Here is a 17637-nt window from a genome sequence, read left to right as displayed (position 1 = left end):
GACATAACACAAAGATAGACGTTTATTTTTGTATCGAACGTCTGTACATTACCGTATTCTTTTCAGCTTGTGACACTCCGCAGGGTTAACCCCCTGCAGCTACTTGACACTCCTACATAGTCGGTTTCTTGAGAAAACGTAGCATAGCTACAACTCAAATGGAAACCGTAGTTGGTGAGGAATATCTGATGCGTGTTCATCCATCCTGAACACCCCATCTTGAGCGGTGCCATGCTCGTTACTCTCTCCATGCCCTGCTAAAAGAATAGATGGTCCTTCTTCACATTTGGCGTCCTGGGAAAGAGCAACACCTGTATCTTTCGATACCCTCCGAAGAGCTTGAGGCTTTTCCTTTGGGTGATAGCGTGCACGTAAACGTTGACCAATGACCAGACTGGCATTGCGATCTGCATTGCCCTTCATTCCACACTGAAAGCAGAATGCTAAAGGAGCACCAGGGGTATACCCTTCTGCTGGCTTGCCTGTATCATAACGGGCAATCAGGCTCCGGCAACACGCACACTCTCGACTGGTATTTCTTGGACTCACTCGACTGGTCACCATGCCCATAGTGTACGCTTTATATTTGGCGTAAGTAAAGATACGTCCCTTCATCCAATAGGCCCGTTTGGTATTGCCTCGTCGACTATACTTGCCCCTGGCAGGTCTCAAATTGCCAAGATGCTCAAACACCACGATGGTCGCTTCATGCTGCCTGGCAAACTGAACAATGCGAGCACTAATCAGATGAGCAGCCTGCTCATCCACCTGGCGAATCTTCTTCCAGAGGTCGACATTATCTTGTTCGCCCTCTGCTATGATCCCTGTCTGAGATCGGTTGCGTGCAATACGTCCAAGCTGGCACTTCCTAAAGCCGGATATCTCATTGCCACCACCAATAAATTTGGTGGCAAGGATCGTACCTTCGACCGTTTGAATCGTACACACAGCGATATGTTCATTGATATTCAGATCTACTGCACAGATTTTTGTGCCTGGATTGGTGGTCACCTGTTTTTCGATGTTTCCAGGGCTTTGAAAGAGTTTCTCAACAGGAGTATGTAACCACCACTGTTTTCCCTTTTGAACGAGTTGAGGACTTCCCAACTCACGACCAGCAGGTAACGCACGCCCGGTGATGCGAACTTTGATCCAACTCCAACAGGTCCCTGTCCAGACCTTGATCATGAGAGAGGAGCTTGTACGCTCTTTCCACATCCCTTGATAAAGGGTGACTGCTTTATTCCAAGAACGCGGGGGAACGGGTGGACGTTCATAGAACTTTTTCCCCTGCGTTCTGGCTTTTTCTTTGCGCTGCCTCCATTTCTCAAGGTGAGCGTAAAAAGCATGGGCACAACCCAGGGCCGCATGAATGGCCGCTCGACGAAAATAGGCAGGAACGTCTTCTGCCATGTCTGAAAGAGGCATGACCGGGGTTGGGTTGCTTTTTGTGGTATGAGTAAGCTGTTCAAGAATGGTAAGTGCTTCTTTGCTGGAGTGATCCAGCACGTTGATATGCGCTTGGATAACATCAAAATAGAAAGCCGCGACCTGATTAAAGAGAACCTGGTTGACAGCAAACCACGCGACATGAGCGGGCTGGTAATTTAAAACCTGCTTAATGGTCGTGGTTGCCTTTGCCATCCCTGGTTTCTTCCTTCCTTTAATTCATCTGTTTTGCCTCGAGCTCTTTGAGGCGTGCTAACTCTTGCTGTACCAGTCTGTCCATGACTTTGACCATGCTTTCCTGGCTCATGGCAGCAACGAGCTTGAGTGTTCGTAATGTTTGTACCCATATACGAGTGGTTGTATATTCTGGTGTGCTCATGTAGTAATTATACTATATTTACTACATACATGCAAGAGATTTACCAGAACAAGTTTCTGGCTAAAGCCTGAACACTCCTAACCGCACGCTCTAAAGAGACGGCGGTTTGCGGCTGGCTAAAGCCCCTTCTGTCAAAAGGTGGTACTGTTTGTACGGCATCGATAGATGGCTACGGCTCAAAAGGAATATATACTCTGAACATGTCAAAGAATGCAGGATTGAGCAAAACTTTTCAGGCTCTACTGCGTACTTCATAGTGTAGCTCTGAAACAAACAACCATCAATACCGCCCGGTCGCGATGTACACCATTGCCATAACTCACCACGCGACTTTATAATGTACTCTATCAAAAAAAGTTATTTCTGCATACAAACCTGATACGCTGCAACAATAAGGTTCATACATTTGACCGGTAGGAAGGGAAGGCATGCATATATGGATGATATTACCGCAGCAATTACGGCCGTCACGGTCTATTCCGATCGGGCGCTGGTGACGCGCCAGGGAAAAATCACACTGGAGGCAGGTGAGCATGAGATCCGTGTGAATAATTTGCCGCAGTTTTTGCGTGACTCGCTCCGTGCTTCAGGTCGAGGACCAGAAGGCACACGGATCCTGAATGTAGATATTACAACTGCTTTTTATCCACGGCCCCCTGAAGAGGACTTTGCGCACCTTCAAACAGAACTGGAGAAGCTGCAACAACAATACAGACTACTTCAGTCCAGACAAGATGCATTGAATGATCGGCGGCAGTGGCTCCGCTCCCTGGGCGAACAATCGAAAGATTTTGCGCGTGGACTGGCTCGTGGCCAGATAAAGCCCCAGGAGTGCTCTGATTTTTTCAGTTTTATGTCCACACAGACGACGCAAGATGCCGAGGCGGCATTGCAGCTTGAGATACAGATGCAGCAATTGCAGTTGGAGATCGATGCCAAACAGCGTGAATATTATCAGCGCCAGGGCAATGATACCGGCACCGATCGTCAGGCGGCCGTGATCCTGGTAGAACTGGCTCAGCCAGGTGAACTTGAAGTAGAGATCTCCTATCTGGTTCGCAACGCCTCCTGGTATCCACAATACGATATCCGTGTCCATATGGATGAGCAGCAGAACCGGGGCCGGGTTGAGCTGACCTACATTGGTATGGTCCAACAATCCACGGGCGAAAACTGGGATCAAGTTGAACTGGCACTCTCGACCGCCAGGCCCAGCCTGGCCGCTATTCTGCCAGAACTACAACCCTGGTATCTTAAAGAGTATAATCCACCGCCACCACGTCCCCTGGCAGTCCCGGGCGCGGCACCGGCCTTTGGTGCCAGTGTCTCCCGCGCCAGACCAATGGCCATGGCCAGAAAATCAAGCATGGACATCACCGGCGATATGGAAATGCAAAGTCTGGCAGAGGAAGCCCTACCGGCTCCGGTCGAGGCAGAGGTAGCTACGGCTACAGTTGAACGCAGTGGCACGGCCCTGGTCTTCCGGGTTGGACGCTCGATCGATATTCCCTCGGACAACTCACCACACAAGACAACCATTGCCCGCGATGATTTGCCAGCGGATTTTGATTATGTCAGCGCGCCAGCCCTTGAGACCAATGCTCATGTACGAGCAACGATCACCAACACCACCGAACGCATCCTGCTAGAGGGACAGGCCAGCATTTTCCTGGATGCCGAGTATGTCGGCACAACCAAACTGGCCTTTACCGCTGCCAGAGAAGAATTCAAAATCTTCCTGGGCATCGACGATAGCCTGAAAATTAAACGTGAGCCAATTGAGCGCTCCGTGGATAAAGGAAACCTCTTACAAGGGGATATCCGGCGCAGCACCTATGCTTACCGGATTACCGTCCATAACTATGCCACCAGCCCGCGTAAGGTGGTGATTAAGGACCATATTCCTGTGCCACAACATGAGCGCATCAAAGTAAGAGTCCAGACTATCACACCCCAGCCGGTTGAGCGCACCAAGTTAGAACTCTTAACCTGGGAACAACTCTTGCCGGCTAATGGCGAATATATCATCGAATATCGCTTTATCGTCGAGCATCCGCAGAATCTACATGTCGTCGGTCTGCCCTAACAGATCTTTTATGACTGCTGGACGGCGCGAATAAAATCGGCCAGCACGTCATACGCCGTCACCGCCGGGCCGAGAGGTCCGGCGGGACCTTTATCCGGCACATCCAGCTTGACCGTTAAGCCTGGCAATACATCCAGCTCAAAGTGGGCCAGCAGCGATCCGCCTGTAACACCTGCCAGTGGATCATCAGCAGCGATAGGCTCAGGTCGCACAAACGCCTTAACACCCTGTTCCAGCCGTTCCACCTGAGCAACCAGTTTATAGGGAGTTCCGGCTGCACGAGCTGCCTGCACTTGATCCACACTCAGGTTACGTATCCCCTCTAACTCGATTTGTTCCAGCGTAATCGGCTTACGCATCAAGACCGTGGAGATCGCACAGATTTTGACCGCCGCATCCCAGCCATCTACATCGGCCGCTGGATCAGTCTCAGCGATGCCTAGCTCCTGAGCAGTCCTGACTGCATCCGCAAAGTTTTTGCCGCGCTCCATCTCCTCGATAATGACATTGCTGGTCGCATTCAATAACCCACGAAAGCGCAACAGGTTCGCGGCTGGTAACGTGGTATCAAAAAGCGAAAAAATCGGGGCCCCGCCGATCACCGTTGCCTCAAACAGAAAACGCCGCTGCTGCTTGCGCGCCAGTTCCGACAGCTCCTGATAACCATGTACCACCGTACCCTTGTTGGCGGTAATAGCATGCGCTCCATGTTCCAGCGCCGCCCGGATATGTTCAATCGCCGGCTGGCCGGTCGCTACATCCAGCGAGGTCAACTCAAACAACACATCCGCCCGGGCCGCAGCCAGCCAGCCACGCACATCCTGATAGGCCGCAATCTGTTCAACACCGCCATCAAGCAGAGCCGCAACATCCAGTCCTGCGGGATCTGCCAGCCATCCCAGCTGACGTGTGGCCACACCGGTCAGACGCCACTCGATCGCATAGCGCTCACGCAGCTCAACGGTTTTCTCTTGCAACAGGCGCAATAACGCACGCCCAACATTCCCAAAGCCTAAAAGACAAAGATTATACGTCTTCATCGCCACTCCTATTTGAAAATATATCCACTCGTTTTAGCATATGAGTTATCAAGCACATTGGCAAGTATAAAAATCCACTTCATTCTCATTTCTCAATCTGACATTTCAAGCTTTGGAGAATAGATGAGTAGTCTGCTACAATAGAGAAAAAAGGGGAGGGAACTTATGGCTTTATTTGATATTGAGCGGGCACGTCAGGAGACACCAGGAAGCCAGCACATTCTACATTTGAATAATGCGGGCTCATCTTTGATGCCACAACCAGTCCTGGAGGCCACAGTGGCTCATTTACAACTGGAAGCACAGATCGGCGGCTATGAAGCGGTTGAGCGGCAGCAGGCGGTACTTGAACATGCCTATGATGCGGCTGCGGCCTTGATTAATTGTTCACGGGATGAGATTGCCTTTATGGAGAATGCAACCAGGGCCTGGGATATGGCTTTTTATGCACTTCCCTTTAAGGCCGGGGATCGTATCTTGACGTCGATGTCGGAATACGCCAGCAATTATATTGCGTATTTACAGGTGACACAGAAGACTGGAGCGGTGGTAGAGGCGATTCCAGATGATGCCTATGGACAGGTTTCGGTCGAGGCTCTGCGCAATATGCTGGATGAGCGCGTCAGGCTTATTTCGATTACCCATGTACCAACCAGCGGTGGATTGGTGAATCCAATCGCGGAGATCGGAAAGGTTGCACGTGAGGCTGGCATCCTTTATCTGGTGGATGCCTGTCAATCAGTGGGACAGATGCCGATTGATGTGCAGAAGATTGGCTGCGATATCCTCTCTACCACTGGCCGCAAGTATCTGCGCGGTCCTCGTGGCACAGGTTTCCTCTATATACGTCGCGAGCGGATTGAGCAGATGGAACCAGTATTTCTGGATCTGCATTCCGCTAACTGGACCTCCCCGGAAAGCTATGAGATTCGTAAGGATGCACGCCGCTTTGAGACCTGGGAGACGAATTACGCTGGTAAAATCGGGCTGGCTACTGCCATCGACTATGCCATGGATTGGGGCATCGATGCCATCTGGCGTCGCATTAAAGACCTGTCCTATAATCTGCGTACCCAGTTGAGTCCTATTCCTGGTGTGATTGTACGGGATCGGGGCGTTACGCAATGCGGCATCGTGACCTTCACAGTCGAGGGAATTGAGCCTGAGGAGATCAAACAGCAACTGGCGAAACAGCAGATTAATGTATCGGTGGCTGTGCGTAACTCGACCCTGCTGGATATGGATGCACGTGGATTAACCACCATGGTCCGAGCTTCATTGCACTATTATAATACGCCCGAAGAGCTCACACGCTTTAGCTCAGCCATTGCACAACTGGCAGATTTTTAATACTTGGACCAGCAAGAAAGGGCATTCCAGCAGGAGAATGCCCTTTCGACCATGTCACTGAGGCAGTATTTCTTGCGGCTTGAAGCGGATGAATTTATCGTATAAGCTGGCGTCTTCGAGTTGCACACCTTGCATCGTTCGCTCGATCAGAAACTGGCTGACTTTATCCGCGTCATTGGTTTCCTCATAGATAGCCAGCTGCCGATCGGCTCCAGTTCCCTGTGGATCATCCAGCAGCGTACGGATATAGGTGATCTCTTTGCGGCTCCCCAGTTCATCTACCACATCATCGACAAAGTCGAGCAATTCACGAATGGAGTCCCGCATAGAGAGGCGACGGCGTCCAACGAAATCTGCCACCTCGGCATCCAGGCCATAGCGCATGGCACGCCACTTGTTCTCATCAATCAAATCACGCGACAGCACCGGAACATCTTTGCCTTGTTCATCCATGGCAGAAAGTTTGGCGATCAGGGCCTGACAAAGCGCGGCCAGCGCAAGGGTATCCTCAATGGTACCAGGCATATCACAGATACGAAACTCGATGGTATCAAAGAAGGGATGGGGCCGAATATCCCACCAGATCTTTTTGCCATCATCAATACAGCCCATCTCGACCAGATCGTTGACAAAACCATCGAAGTGCGCCTGATTTCTGAACACATCTGGCGTCCCACTGCGTGGGAAACGCTTCCAGGCTACCGAGCGATAGGATTTGATGCCTGTCATACGGCCATTCCAGAATGGCGAATTAGATGATAGTGCCAGGATCTGTGGTAGCCAGGTGCGAACCTGATTCATGACCTTGACCGCAAGCTCTTTTGAGGCTATGGATACATGTACATGCAAGCCAAAGATCAAGATTGAGCGAGCTACATCCTGATACTCTTCTTCCAGTTCACGATAACGTTCCTTTGGGGTGGGCTTCTGATCCTGCCATGAAGAGCTAGGATGCGTACCGGCACTGATCAAGGCCAGATGCTCCTTCTCCAGAATCCTGGCCAGTAGCGCACGCGAGGTATATAACTCCATACGGGCCGCGCCGATATCTGGCAAGACAGGCGAGACAAATTCCAGCACCGATTGCAACATTTCTGGCTTGATCTGCTCATCAAAAATTGGAGCGCCTTTAGCTAAAATACTCTGAGCCCGTGAGGCCAGCTTCCCTGTGCGAACATCAACTAACTGGAACTCTTCCTCAATACCAAGCATAAAACGATTGGTCATATACCAACACCTCTCTCAAAATCCAGTTGATAGTTTTACTATTGTTACGCGCAGAAAGAAGGTTAAGACTCTACATTACAGATTTATCCGGGTCAACCTCACGTAGGGTTGACAAAAAGCTGCAACACCCGAAACAATGAATTTCTATTTGTTCGCAACACATGTTATAATACACCATAACACCTATACTCCAAAGAGATATTTGCTATCTGGCCAGAGGCCAGTACTTTGTCAAACTTCGTGTGATGGGTTGTGCGCCCGCTTCGCGGGCGGGATGGGGGGGAATTCCGGGGCACAGCCCCCGATCCCCCAGTCAAGGGGCTCGCCGCCCCTTGCATCCCCGCTCTCCCATCATTTGATGGGTTGTGCGCCCGCTTCGCGGGCGGGATGGGGGGGGAATTCCGGGGGCACAGCCCCCGATCCCCCAGTCAAGGGGCTCGCCGCCCCTTGCATCCCCGCTCTCCCATCGTTTGATGAGTTGTGCGCCCGCTTCGCGGCGGGATGGGGGGGGGGATTCCGGGGGCACAGCCCCCGATCCCCCAGTCAAGGGGCTCGCCGCCCCTTGCATCCCCACTCTCCATCATTTGGTGGGTTGTGCGCCCGCTTCGCGGGCGGGATGGGGGGGGATTCTGGGGCACAGCCCCCGGTCCCCAGTCAAGGGGCTTGCCGCCCCTTGCATCCCCGCTCTCCCATCATTTGATGTTTGACAAACGACTAGATAGAGGGTGTATAGAAGTGACTACAGGTTGTCATGCCCTGACGCGTGACAATTGTGTTTTGCTATGGATAGGGCAGTAGTTTACATCCACAAGAAACGCGCTCCGTGCCTGGATTGAAACAATTCATCTGATTTCATCAGCGCCTGACTCTATATGCAGCGTCATCCGGGGAGCAAACACCGCTTATCCCCCCAGCAGTACGGAGGATACATGAGCCAATTTCTCGATACACTGGCCCAACATATTTTAATTTATGATGGGGCCATGGGCACTAATATTCAACGTTATCAACTTACCGCAGAAGACTACGGCGGTGAAAAGACGGAAGGCTGTAACGAATACCTGGTCCTGACCAGACCATCCGTAATCGAAGAAATCCATACGGGCTTTATGGAAGCGGGCTGTGATGTCATTGAGACCGATTCTTTTACCGCAAGTCGCTTAAAGCTGGACGAATATGGGCTGGGTCAGTTGACCCACGAGGTGAATTTTACTGCCGCCCAGTTGGCCCGCAAGGTGGCCGATCGCTACAGTACACCCGAACAGCCCCGCTTTGTCGCCGGCTCGGTCGGTCCCACCGGCATGCTCCCCTCCTCCGACGATCCATTGCTCAGCAACATTACCTATCAACAACTGGTGGCTATCTTCCGCGAGCAAGGCACCAGCCTGCTCCAGGGCGGAATCGATGTTTTCTTGATCGAGACCAGTCAGGATATTCTTGAGGTGCGAGCCACCATTACTGGACTACGCCAGGCCATGAAAGAAGTTGGCCGCGAGGTCCCTATTCAAGCGCAGGTCTCACTGGACACCAGTGGCCGCATGTTGCTGGGTACCGATATCGCCGCAGTGATGACGACGTTGCTCGGCTTGCGCGTAGATATCATCGGACTGAACTGCGCCACCGGACCAGAGCATATGCGCGAACCGGTGCGCTTCCTGGCCGAGAATTGCCCTTTACCAATCTCGACCATCCCGAACGCCGGTATCCCACTCAATGTCAATGGTCAGGCCGTGTATCCGATGGAGCCCGAACCCATGGCTCAGGCGCTGCTGGACTTTGTGACCGAGTTCGGAGTGAATATTATTGGCGGCTGCTGTGGCAGCAGTCATGAGCATCTGCGCGCCATCGTCAAAGCCTGTCGCAATGCTCCACGCCAGCCTCGTCCGATTGCGGACAACAATATCGTCCAGAAGGATTTCCAGCAGATCACGCCCTCATTCCTATCCAGCGGCATCCGTGCGATCTCACTCCAACAGGATCCAGCCCCATTGATCGTCGGTGAGCGCGTTAATGCCACTGGAAGCCGTAAAGCCAAACGGGCACTGCTGGCGGATGACTATGATACCCTGCTGGCCATTGGCCGTGAACAGGTTGAGGGCGGAGCCCATGTACTGGATGTGCAGGTTGCCCTGACCGAGCGGACCGATGAAGATGTGCAGATGGCGACCCTGGTCAAAAAGCTTTCGATGGGTAACGAAGCCCCGCTGGTTATAGATAGTACCGAGGCCGATGTGATCAAAGCCGCACTCGAAATTGCGCCCGGCCGCGTCATGATCAACTCTATTAATATGGAGATGGGCCGTCAACGCATCGATAACGTGGTACCGATGGCCATTGAGCATGGCTCAGCCGTGATTGCCCTGACGATCGACGAGATCAGCATGGGCAAAACGACTGCCCGCAAAGTCGAGATCGCGCATAAGATCTATGATATCTGCGTCAATGAGTATGGCCTTTCACCCAACTCACTCATCTTTGATCCGTTAACCTTCCCGATTACCACCGGACAGGAAGAGTTGCAGACAGCCGCCATTGAGACGCTGGATGCGATCAAACAAATCAAAGCAGAACTACCAGGCGTCATGACAATCCTGGGCGTCAGCAATGGTTCATTTGGATTGAAACCACATGCCCGCGCAGTCCTCAACAGCGTCTTCCTGTATCATGCCGTCAAGGCAGGACTCGACATGGCCATCGTCAATCCAACCCATATCACGCCGTATACTGAGATTGATGCCGAACAGCGCCAGTTAGCGGACGACCTGATTTTTAATCGACCGGAGGCTTTGCCCAACTATATCAATTACTTTGAGAGCCATGGACCCCAGAAAAATGAGGGCAACGACAAGGTTGATCCCACGGAAGGCATGAATGTCGCAGAACGCATCCACTGGCAAATCCTGCATCGCCGCAAAGAAGGCATTGAGCCACTGATCGATCAGGTTGTGGCCGAACGAGCCACCAGCATGGAAGTAAACAACAATGATGCCGCCGTCAATGTACTGAACACCGTTCTGCTACCCGCCATGAAAGATGTCGGCGACCGCTTTGGTGCCGGTGAACTGATCCTACCCTTTGTACTCCAATCGGCCGAAGTGATGAAACGCTCCGTTGCACATCTGGAAAACTATCTGGAGAAACAGGAAGGCTACACCAAAGGCAAGGTCGTCCTGGCCACGGTCTATGGAGATGTGCATGACATCGGTAAAAACCTGGTCAACACCATCCTCAGCAACAATGGCTACACCGTCTACGACCTGGGCAAACAGGTGCCCCTCAACACCATTCTGGAAAAAGCCATCGAGGTTAAGGCGGATGTAATTGGCCTCTCAGCCCTGCTGGTCAGTACGTCCAAGCAGATGCCGTTGTGCGTCAAGGAACTGCATAAACGCAATCTTTCCTTCCCGGTCATCATCGGTGGGGCCGCCATCAACCGCTCGTTTGGACGCCGCATCCTCTTTGTGGATGAGCAGAAGGCCGACTCGACCCCGAATCCTTATGAGCCAGGTGTCTTCTATGCCCGCGACGCATTTGAAGGTCTGGATATCGTGGATAAGCTGACGAAATCGACGGAAGAGCATCAAAAATTCGTACAGCGCATCCAGCACGAGGCCATCGATGAGCGGAACAAGAAAAACGCCAAACCTGCCGAGGTGGTAACCACCAGCGCGACAGAACTGGCCACGCCATCCAGCAGCATCAAGCCGGTCACAGCACCGCCAACACCTCCTTTCTGGGGCGCGAGAATGCTTGAAAGAATCGGACTGGAAGATGTCGCGGTCTGTATGGACTACAAAACGCTCTATCGCCTGCACTGGGGCGGCAAAACACACGGCGAAGAGTTCACGCGCCTGGTTGAACAGGACTTCAAGCCGCGCCTGGAGCGCATGCTACGCGAAGCCCGTCAGCAACGCACCTTACATCCCAAAGCCGTCTATGGCTATTATCCCTGTCAGTCCAGCGGCAACGAATTACTGGTATATGATCCAGATCTGTATCAGCAGAAAGGCGAGCGAAAAGAAGTAACACGCTTTGTGTTCCGCAGGCAGACAGAGCACGACAAACTATGTATGGCAGACTACTTTGCCTCAGTTGAGAGTGGTCTGGTAGATGTGCTGCCGCTACAAGTGGTTACGATGGGCGACGAGGCCAGCGTGGCCATCCAGGCCCTGCAGGATCAGGGTAACTACTCAGAATCCTATTTCCTGCATGGTCTGGCCGTTGAGATGGCCGAGGGACTAGCTGAATACACCAATCGCATCGTGCGCCAGGAACTCAAACTGGAAGGTGAACGCGGCCGTCGCTATAGCTGGGGCTATCCAGCCATACCCGACCTGACCGACCACGAGAAGTTGTTTAAACTGCTACCAGTTGAACAGACCATCGGCGTCAATCTCACCGAAGCTCATCAGTTGGTCCCAGAACAATCAACAGCCGCGATGGTCGTCCACCATCCACAATCCGTATACTTCGCCATCCGCGTCCAAAACGAAGAAACGATCGGCGTATAAATATCCCGTCGTAGCGGCAGCGCTGGCCGCTGCGACCCGTGGACGTACTCACTGGCCCCCCACGTAGCGGGAACGCTTGCCGTTGCCCCCCTTCACGTATAAGAAAGCCACCTATCTGTACGTGCAACGGAGGCAGCCGTGAAGGCGCCGTTGCGTGGAGGTTGCTTACTCGGACGTGAACGGGTCGCAGCGACCAGCGCTGCCGCTACACCGGTACGAGGCTCTGTACTGATCCGGGTTTATGTGTTATACTGAAAATGAATTAAGCCAATAAATTCAGATCATGTTGGAGTGACTTGTGAACGTTCGAATGCACAATTGCACCTGTCTATGCGTTCACGGAGGCAGCATCAAGCGGTAGCTCAGCCCTCTGTGAACGTATTGGCGTGTCCTCCAACGCAAAGGCCAGATACATCGCTCCCCCACACGTCTTCCGTCTGAGCTACTACCTCGTACCATACAAGCACGATTCATGCATCTAGAACACGAATACAAGCACAAGCACAAGCATAAATACAACGCATCTAGAGGAGAAATAGCTCATGGCAACAACAAACAAACCAGTTTACCTCTATAATACATTGACGCGCACAAAAAGTCCTTTTCAACCGCTTCACGCTCCAAAAGTGGGCATCTATGGTTGCGGACCAACCGTCTATAAAGATATCCACATCGGGAACTTGCGTACGTTTACTACCACAGATTGGCTACGCCGGATGCTGGAATATAACGGTTATGATGTGTATCTTGTCCGCAATATTACTGATGTAGGCCATCTACATGAGGATGATGATGCACGCGGCGGCGAGGATAAGCTGGAACATGAGGCCCGCACGACTGGCCGTTCAGCCTATGAGATTGCAGCCCACTATACAGAGCAGTATCTGCAAGATAGCGATGAGATGAATATCCTGCCACCACATATGGTGCCAAAGGCGACCGATCATATTCATGAAATGATTGAAATTACTGAAAAATTGATCGCGAATGGTCTGGCATATGTCAGTGATGGTAGTGTGTATTATGCAGTGAATAAATTCCCAAGTTATGGTGCACTGTCCGGCAATACCGTGGAGAATCTACGTGCCGGCGGCCATGGGCGCGCTCAGATGGAGGTAGCGGAGGACAAACAAAACACAGAGGACTTCGCGCTCTGGAAACATGGTGATCAGTCACGCCAGATGAATTGGGAGAGTCCATGGGGACTCGGATTCCCTGGCTGGCACATCGAGTGCTCCGCCATGGCTACCAAATATCTGGGCGAACAATTCGATATCCACACTGGAGGTATCGATCTGGTCTTCCCCCATCATGAGGACGAGATCGCTCAGAGTCAGGGTGCCACCGGAAAACAGCCTGTAAAATACTGGGTGCATAGCGAGTTTCTGGATTTTGGCAATAGCAAGATGTCACGCTCCGTTGGTAATGTGCTGTTACTGAGCTCGCTCAAAGAGCGCGGCATCGAGCCTATGGCTTATCGCTACCTGTTGCTGACGGCCCATTATCGCTCAAAACTGAATTTCACCGATGACTCGATTGTGGCCGCGCAAAACGCGTTGAACAATTTGCGTGCGGATATCGCCGACCTGCCTGTGACTGAGGCACCCACAACGTGGTCGGCAGAAGCACAAAAACAGCTGGAGGCATTCCATGAAGCCATCAATAATGATCTGGATCTGCCAATCGCTATCAGCATTACCCGCGAAGCGGCCCGTTCCAATAAGATCGAGCCAGGCGAGCGCCGCCACCTGATCCTGGATTTTGATCGTGTGTTGGGACTGCGCCTGGATACGGTTAGTCCAAAGGCTCCCGTCACGATCAGCGACGAGGCCCAGGAACTGGTACGCCAGCGCGATGCCGCCCGCGCCAACCGCGACTGGAAGGAATCCGATCGATTACGGGATGCGTTGAAAGATATGGGCTTTGAAGTCCGTGATACGCCAAAAGGAACCCAATTGGTGTAAAATACAAAGGCGGATGATGTACCAGACAGGTAGTCATCCGCCTTACGAGTTTATTCGCTGCTACTCAGCACTTCTTTTATGGTCTGTTTCCAACGAAGGAGGACAAACCCATGGCATCCAGATGGCGTAAAAACCTGACGAAGACCAGTGCGGCAACCGGTTTTGTCAGTGGCATGTATTCACTAGTGACGCACCGCCAACTTTCTTCCAAAAACGGGACATTTCAACTGGATGGCTTGCATGAAGCGGTTGAAGTGGTCACAGATCCCTATGGCGTTCCGCATATCTATGCGGCCAATGAAGATGATCTGTATTTTGCTCAGGGCTATGTACACGCCCAGGATCGCCTGTGGCAAATGGATCTGCATCGCCGTATTGGCGCTGGTCGCCTCTCTGAGATATTGGGACCAATGACGCTGGAAGTGGACCGCTTTAGTCGTCGTCTGGGTATGCACCGAGCTGCTGTCGCTGATACAGCCACCTTACCTGACCACGACCGCCACATTCTGGAGGCCTATGCCCGGGGCGTCAACAGCTTTATTACCCACCACAAAAACAAACTCTCCGTCGAATTCACCATCCTGGGTTACCAGCCTGAACCCTGGCAGCCTTCCGATACCCTGCAATGGGGAAAAGTCCAGGCCTGGAGCCTGAATGGTAACTGGGAAACCGAGCTGATTCGTGCCCGCATCATCTCCAAGATCGGACCCGAACGCGCCGTGAAACTCGAGGCTGGCTACGATCCCCAGCATCCACTGATCATTCCTCCCGGCGTCGCCTACCAGGGCATCAACCTGGGACTGCTCGAACAATACGAACAGCTTCAGACGCTGAGCGGTTTTAGCATTATGGGTGGTAGCAATAACTGGGTCGTCGATGGCACTATGACGGAAAGTGGCGCGCCCCTGCTCTGCAATGATCCACACCTGGGTCAGGCCGCGCCCTCGATCTGGTACGAATGTCATCTGATAGCTGGTGACCTGGATGTGACCGGGGCCAGCTTTCCAGGCGCGCCTGGTGTGATTATCGGACATAATCAACATATCGCCTGGGGCGTCACCAACGCTGTCTCAGACGTGCAGGATCTCTATGTCGAGAAGTTCAATCCTGAAAATCCACGCCAGTATGAGTTTCGTGGTCAGTGGGCCGAGGCCGAGGTTATCCGCGAGGAGATCCTGGTCAAGGGGAACGAACAACCAGTAGTGGAAGAGGTGCGGGTAACGCGCCATGGTCCTATCATTACCCATCTCCCTGCCATTTCGCAGGCTCAGACTACCGAGGGCGAGCTCACCGAACTGCCACTGGCATTGCGTTGGACCAGTCTGGAAGCGGGAACATTACTGACCGCTGTACGGCAAATCAATCGCGCCTCAAACTGGCAGGAATTCCAGCATGCTTTACGTAGCTGGGATACGCCAGCGCAGAATTTTGTCTATGCGGACAATGCCGGGAATATCGGCTATACCATGGCCGGTAATATTCCAATCCGCGCCAAAGGCCAATCTATCGTTCCAGTACCAGGTTGGAGCGGTGAATACGAATGGACTGGAAGAATTCCATTTGAAGAACTGCCGCGCACATATAATCCTGACCAACACTTCCTGGTGACGGCCAACCATCGAGTGGTAAATGACGACTATCCCTACTACATTACCCACGAATGGCTCAACGGCTATCGCGCCCAGCGCATTCAAGATCTGTTAACCAGTAAGAAAAAGTTGACGGTCGCAGACATGGCAGAGATTCAACATGATCAGTATTGCTTACCCGCCGCTGAGATCGTTCCTTACATACTACAAATAGAGCCTGCCAACGCGATGGCACGCGCGGCCCAGGAGATTCTGCAGACCTGGGATTACCAGTTGCGACCTGATAGTATCGGGGCCAGCCTCTATAGCACGTTTGTGCGCAAACTAGAACGTCTGGTGCTGGATGCCGTCCTGGGAGATGATGAGGACTTGCTACATAACTATCTGGGCAAAAGTATCAGTGCGCTGGGCACCCTGAACGGGTACGCTGGCCGTACGCGTCCACTACTACTGCGTTTATTGCGTGAGCAACAGGATAGCTGGTTCGCCAATTCGGTCCTCCCAATGGACCCACCACCTGGAAGGTTGCCATGGAAAGAGCACTGGCAGGCACGCTGGAGGAACTCAAAGAGAGATTGGGCGGCAATATCCTACGCTGGCAATATGGAGCAATCCATACAATGAAATACACCCACCCGCTGGGAACAGTCAAAGCGCTGGAGTCATTTTTCAATCGCGGTCCTTTCCCGGTCGGTGGCGATGGCGATACCATCAATGTAGGTTCAGCAAACTCAGCTGAGCCAGAAAACGTGCTGGTCGTCCCATCCTATCGCCAGATCATCGACCTGCAAGATTTTTCCGCCTCACGCTCGATCCATGCGCCAGGACAATCGGGTCATCCCGCCAGCAAACACTATGATGATTTTATTGCCCTCTGGCGCAACGGCGAAACGCATCCTATGCTTTATCAGCAAGAAGAGATCAAAAAACAGGCGGAAGGGAAAATGTATTTACAACCCAAAAAGTTGTAAGGAAATCCCTAAACAAACTTTACAAATCTGTGATGGTTTCTTGAAGATTTGGGTCTATACTAGGGACATGTGAGTAGCAAGAGTGAGTCACAGGCTCTGCATCACTTGATGAGAGGCTTGTTCGCATGTACAGGCCTCACCATTTCTAACCTGAAACCTTTTCTTTACTTTTACAGATACCCTGACCCTTCTTTCCGACCCATTTCTCTGGTTACCAGTACCCTCTCACCAGAGCGGTCATCCAGACCTGGATGGCCGCTCTGGTTATTTTAGCCTACTATGTATATACTTCTCATCAGAACAGTTATAATAGAAGAGATAGGTCAAACCTTTTTTCCCTGGCCCTTCCCTTGTATAAGGAAATAGCTGACCCACCAGTAAGATTCCCCCATTCCGGTAAAAACCCTTTTTCCCCTTGACAAGTACATAGCGTTTAGCTATACTCCTTATAGCAAATAGTTATGAGGTTGTCATGAATCTAGCGGAAAAGATTAAACATTTACGTGAAGTTGAAGGCGAGCTGAGAGGGTTTAGTCGCCCGATGACACAGATGGAAGTTGTAAAAGCGATGCACCTGGAGTTGGGTGAAAGCATCAGTCAGGCCTATCTTTCACAATTAGAAAGTTCAAAAAGATTGCACCTGACCGCTTCCAGCCGTGATCTGCTCTCACGCTTTTTCAAGGTCCATCCAGGTTATCTGGTGAGCGATCCGCCAGATTATAGTACTGACTTGCTGACAGAGGTAGGACAAGAAGGGGATCGGCTGGGCACCTGGTTACTGGCCAATGCGGCCGAATGGCGCAATGAACCAGTTCTCAGTGAACTTTTACACTTGCTCGCTGAAGTAGAGGAACCCCGACGCTACCTGGCAGTATTTCGTACGTTTATGGAATTATCTATTGAAGAGCTTGAAGCTATTATTGATGCCCTGGATATGCATGAAGAAGTCGAATAGCGCATTGTATTTTAAAGCTGAGGTAACGTCTATATCTATGTGGTGATGTATGAGCCAGTTCCAGGTTGAATAAAGGAATGGAATCACGTGTGGGAAGGGTATAGAGTAACGAGCAC

The 17637-nt window shown here is 51.9% G+C and carries 11 protein-coding genes; 7 read left to right on the top strand and 4 right to left on the bottom strand.

Annotated features, from left to right (window positions below; genetic code table 11):
• Nucleotides 1-147 precede the first annotated feature (147 nt).
• Both KDW_RS16780 and KDW_RS31815 read right to left on the bottom strand, forming a co-directional pair.
• Nucleotides 148-1644 (bottom strand): zinc ribbon domain-containing protein, encoded by a 1497-nt coding sequence (locus KDW_RS16780; RefSeq protein ID WP_151757015.1) that lies wholly within the window; start codon nucleotides 1642-1644, stop codon nucleotides 148-150.
• A 19-nt stretch (nucleotides 1645-1663) separates the two neighbouring features.
• The gene (locus KDW_RS31815) at nucleotides 1664-1828 is read right to left on the bottom strand and encodes a hypothetical protein (RefSeq protein WP_162005304.1); all 165 of its coding nucleotides are present in this window, start codon (nucleotides 1826-1828) and stop codon (nucleotides 1664-1666) included.
• Nucleotides 1829-2264: 436 nt separating this feature from the next.
• On the opposite strand from KDW_RS31815, the gene KDW_RS16775 reads away from it, so the two are divergent.
• Nucleotides 2265-3914: a mucoidy inhibitor MuiA family protein gene (locus tag KDW_RS16775; protein ID WP_151757014.1), complete on the top strand. Its 1650-nt coding sequence runs from the start codon at nucleotides 2265-2267 to the stop codon at nucleotides 3912-3914.
• An 8-nt stretch (nucleotides 3915-3922) separates the two neighbouring features.
• Here the strand turns inward: KDW_RS16775 and KDW_RS16770 are convergent, their stop codons facing one another.
• Nucleotides 3923-4954 (bottom strand): homoserine dehydrogenase, encoded by a 1032-nt coding sequence (locus KDW_RS16770; protein ID WP_151757013.1) that lies wholly within the window; start codon nucleotides 4952-4954, stop codon nucleotides 3923-3925.
• Between the two features lie 165 nt (nucleotides 4955-5119).
• Here KDW_RS16770 and KDW_RS16765 point away from each other — a divergent pair, with 165 nt between their 5' ends.
• Nucleotides 5120-6304 carry an aminotransferase class V-fold PLP-dependent enzyme gene (locus tag KDW_RS16765; protein ID WP_151757012.1) on the top strand — a complete coding sequence of 395 codons (1185 nt, stop codon included), beginning with the start codon at nucleotides 5120-5122 and terminating at the stop codon, nucleotides 6302-6304.
• A gap of 54 nt (nucleotides 6305-6358) precedes the next feature.
• Here the strand turns inward: KDW_RS16765 and KDW_RS16760 are convergent, their stop codons facing one another.
• Nucleotides 6359-7531, bottom strand: coding sequence for a carboxylate-amine ligase (locus KDW_RS16760; protein ID WP_151757011.1), 1173 nt, complete (start codon nucleotides 7529-7531; stop codon nucleotides 6359-6361).
• A 929-nt stretch (nucleotides 7532-8460) separates the two neighbouring features.
• Between KDW_RS16760 and metH the strand changes: the two genes are divergently transcribed.
• The 5 genes from metH to KDW_RS16735 all read left to right on the top strand — a co-directional run bounded on the left by metH (nucleotide 8461) and on the right by KDW_RS16735 (nucleotide 17521).
• A complete protein-coding gene (gene metH / locus KDW_RS16755; RefSeq protein WP_151757010.1) occupies nucleotides 8461-12042 on the top strand; it encodes a methionine synthase in 3582 nt (1193 codons plus the stop codon).
• A gap of 542 nt (nucleotides 12043-12584) precedes the next feature.
• Nucleotides 12585-14006 carry a cysteine--tRNA ligase gene (gene cysS, locus KDW_RS16750; protein WP_151757009.1) on the top strand — a complete coding sequence of 474 codons (1422 nt, stop codon included), beginning with the start codon at nucleotides 12585-12587 and terminating at the stop codon, nucleotides 14004-14006.
• 110 nt (nucleotides 14007-14116) lie between these two features.
• On the top strand, nucleotides 14117-16219 hold the full coding sequence (locus KDW_RS16745) for a penicillin acylase family protein (RefSeq protein ID WP_151757008.1): 2103 nt from the start codon (nucleotides 14117-14119) through the stop codon (nucleotides 16217-16219).
• Nucleotides 16126-16566, top strand: coding sequence for a penicillin acylase family protein (locus tag KDW_RS35015; protein WP_151757007.1), 441 nt, complete (start codon nucleotides 16126-16128; stop codon nucleotides 16564-16566). Before KDW_RS16745 ends, KDW_RS35015 begins: the two co-directional genes overlap by 94 nt.
• Nucleotides 16567-17038: 472 nt before the next feature.
• Nucleotides 17039-17521 carry a transcriptional regulator gene (locus tag KDW_RS16735; RefSeq protein ID WP_151757006.1) on the top strand — a complete coding sequence of 161 codons (483 nt, stop codon included), beginning with the start codon at nucleotides 17039-17041 and terminating at the stop codon, nucleotides 17519-17521.
• The last annotated feature ends 116 nt before the right edge of the window (nucleotides 17522-17637 follow it).

The organism is Dictyobacter vulcani, from assembly GCF_008974265.1.
Classification (GTDB): domain Bacteria; phylum Chloroflexota; class Ktedonobacteria; order Ktedonobacterales; family Ktedonobacteraceae; genus Dictyobacter; species Dictyobacter vulcani.
Note: the sequence above shows the minus strand (reverse complement) of the source record. Positions and strands in the feature narration are given on the sequence as shown.

Excerpts from the sequence above, each read along its gene's own strand:
- metH (WP_151757010.1), top strand. The coding sequence starts at position 8,461 with ATGAGCCAATTTCTCGATACACTGGCCCAACATATTTTAATTTATGAT.
- KDW_RS31815 (WP_162005304.1), bottom strand. The coding sequence starts at position 1,828 with ATGAGCACACCAGAATATACAACCACTCGTATATGGGTACAAACATTA.
- KDW_RS16745 (WP_151757008.1), top strand. The coding sequence starts at position 14,117 with ATGGCATCCAGATGGCGTAAAAACCTGACGAAGACCAGTGCGGCAACC.
- KDW_RS16780 (WP_151757015.1), bottom strand. The coding sequence starts at position 1,644 with ATGGCAAAGGCAACCACGACCATTAAGCAGGTTTTAAATTACCAGCCC.
- cysS (WP_151757009.1), top strand. The coding sequence starts at position 12,585 with ATGGCAACAACAAACAAACCAGTTTACCTCTATAATACATTGACGCGC.
- KDW_RS16735 (WP_151757006.1), top strand. The coding sequence starts at position 17,039 with ATGAATCTAGCGGAAAAGATTAAACATTTACGTGAAGTTGAAGGCGAG.
- KDW_RS16760 (WP_151757011.1), bottom strand. The coding sequence starts at position 7,531 with ATGACCAATCGTTTTATGCTTGGTATTGAGGAAGAGTTCCAGTTAGTT.
- KDW_RS16770 (WP_151757013.1), bottom strand. The coding sequence starts at position 4,954 with ATGAAGACGTATAATCTTTGTCTTTTAGGCTTTGGGAATGTTGGGCGT.
- KDW_RS35015 (WP_151757007.1), top strand. The coding sequence starts at position 16,126 with ATGGAAAGAGCACTGGCAGGCACGCTGGAGGAACTCAAAGAGAGATTG.
- KDW_RS16775 (WP_151757014.1), top strand. The coding sequence starts at position 2,265 with ATGGATGATATTACCGCAGCAATTACGGCCGTCACGGTCTATTCCGAT.
- KDW_RS16765 (WP_151757012.1), top strand. The coding sequence starts at position 5,120 with ATGGCTTTATTTGATATTGAGCGGGCACGTCAGGAGACACCAGGAAGC.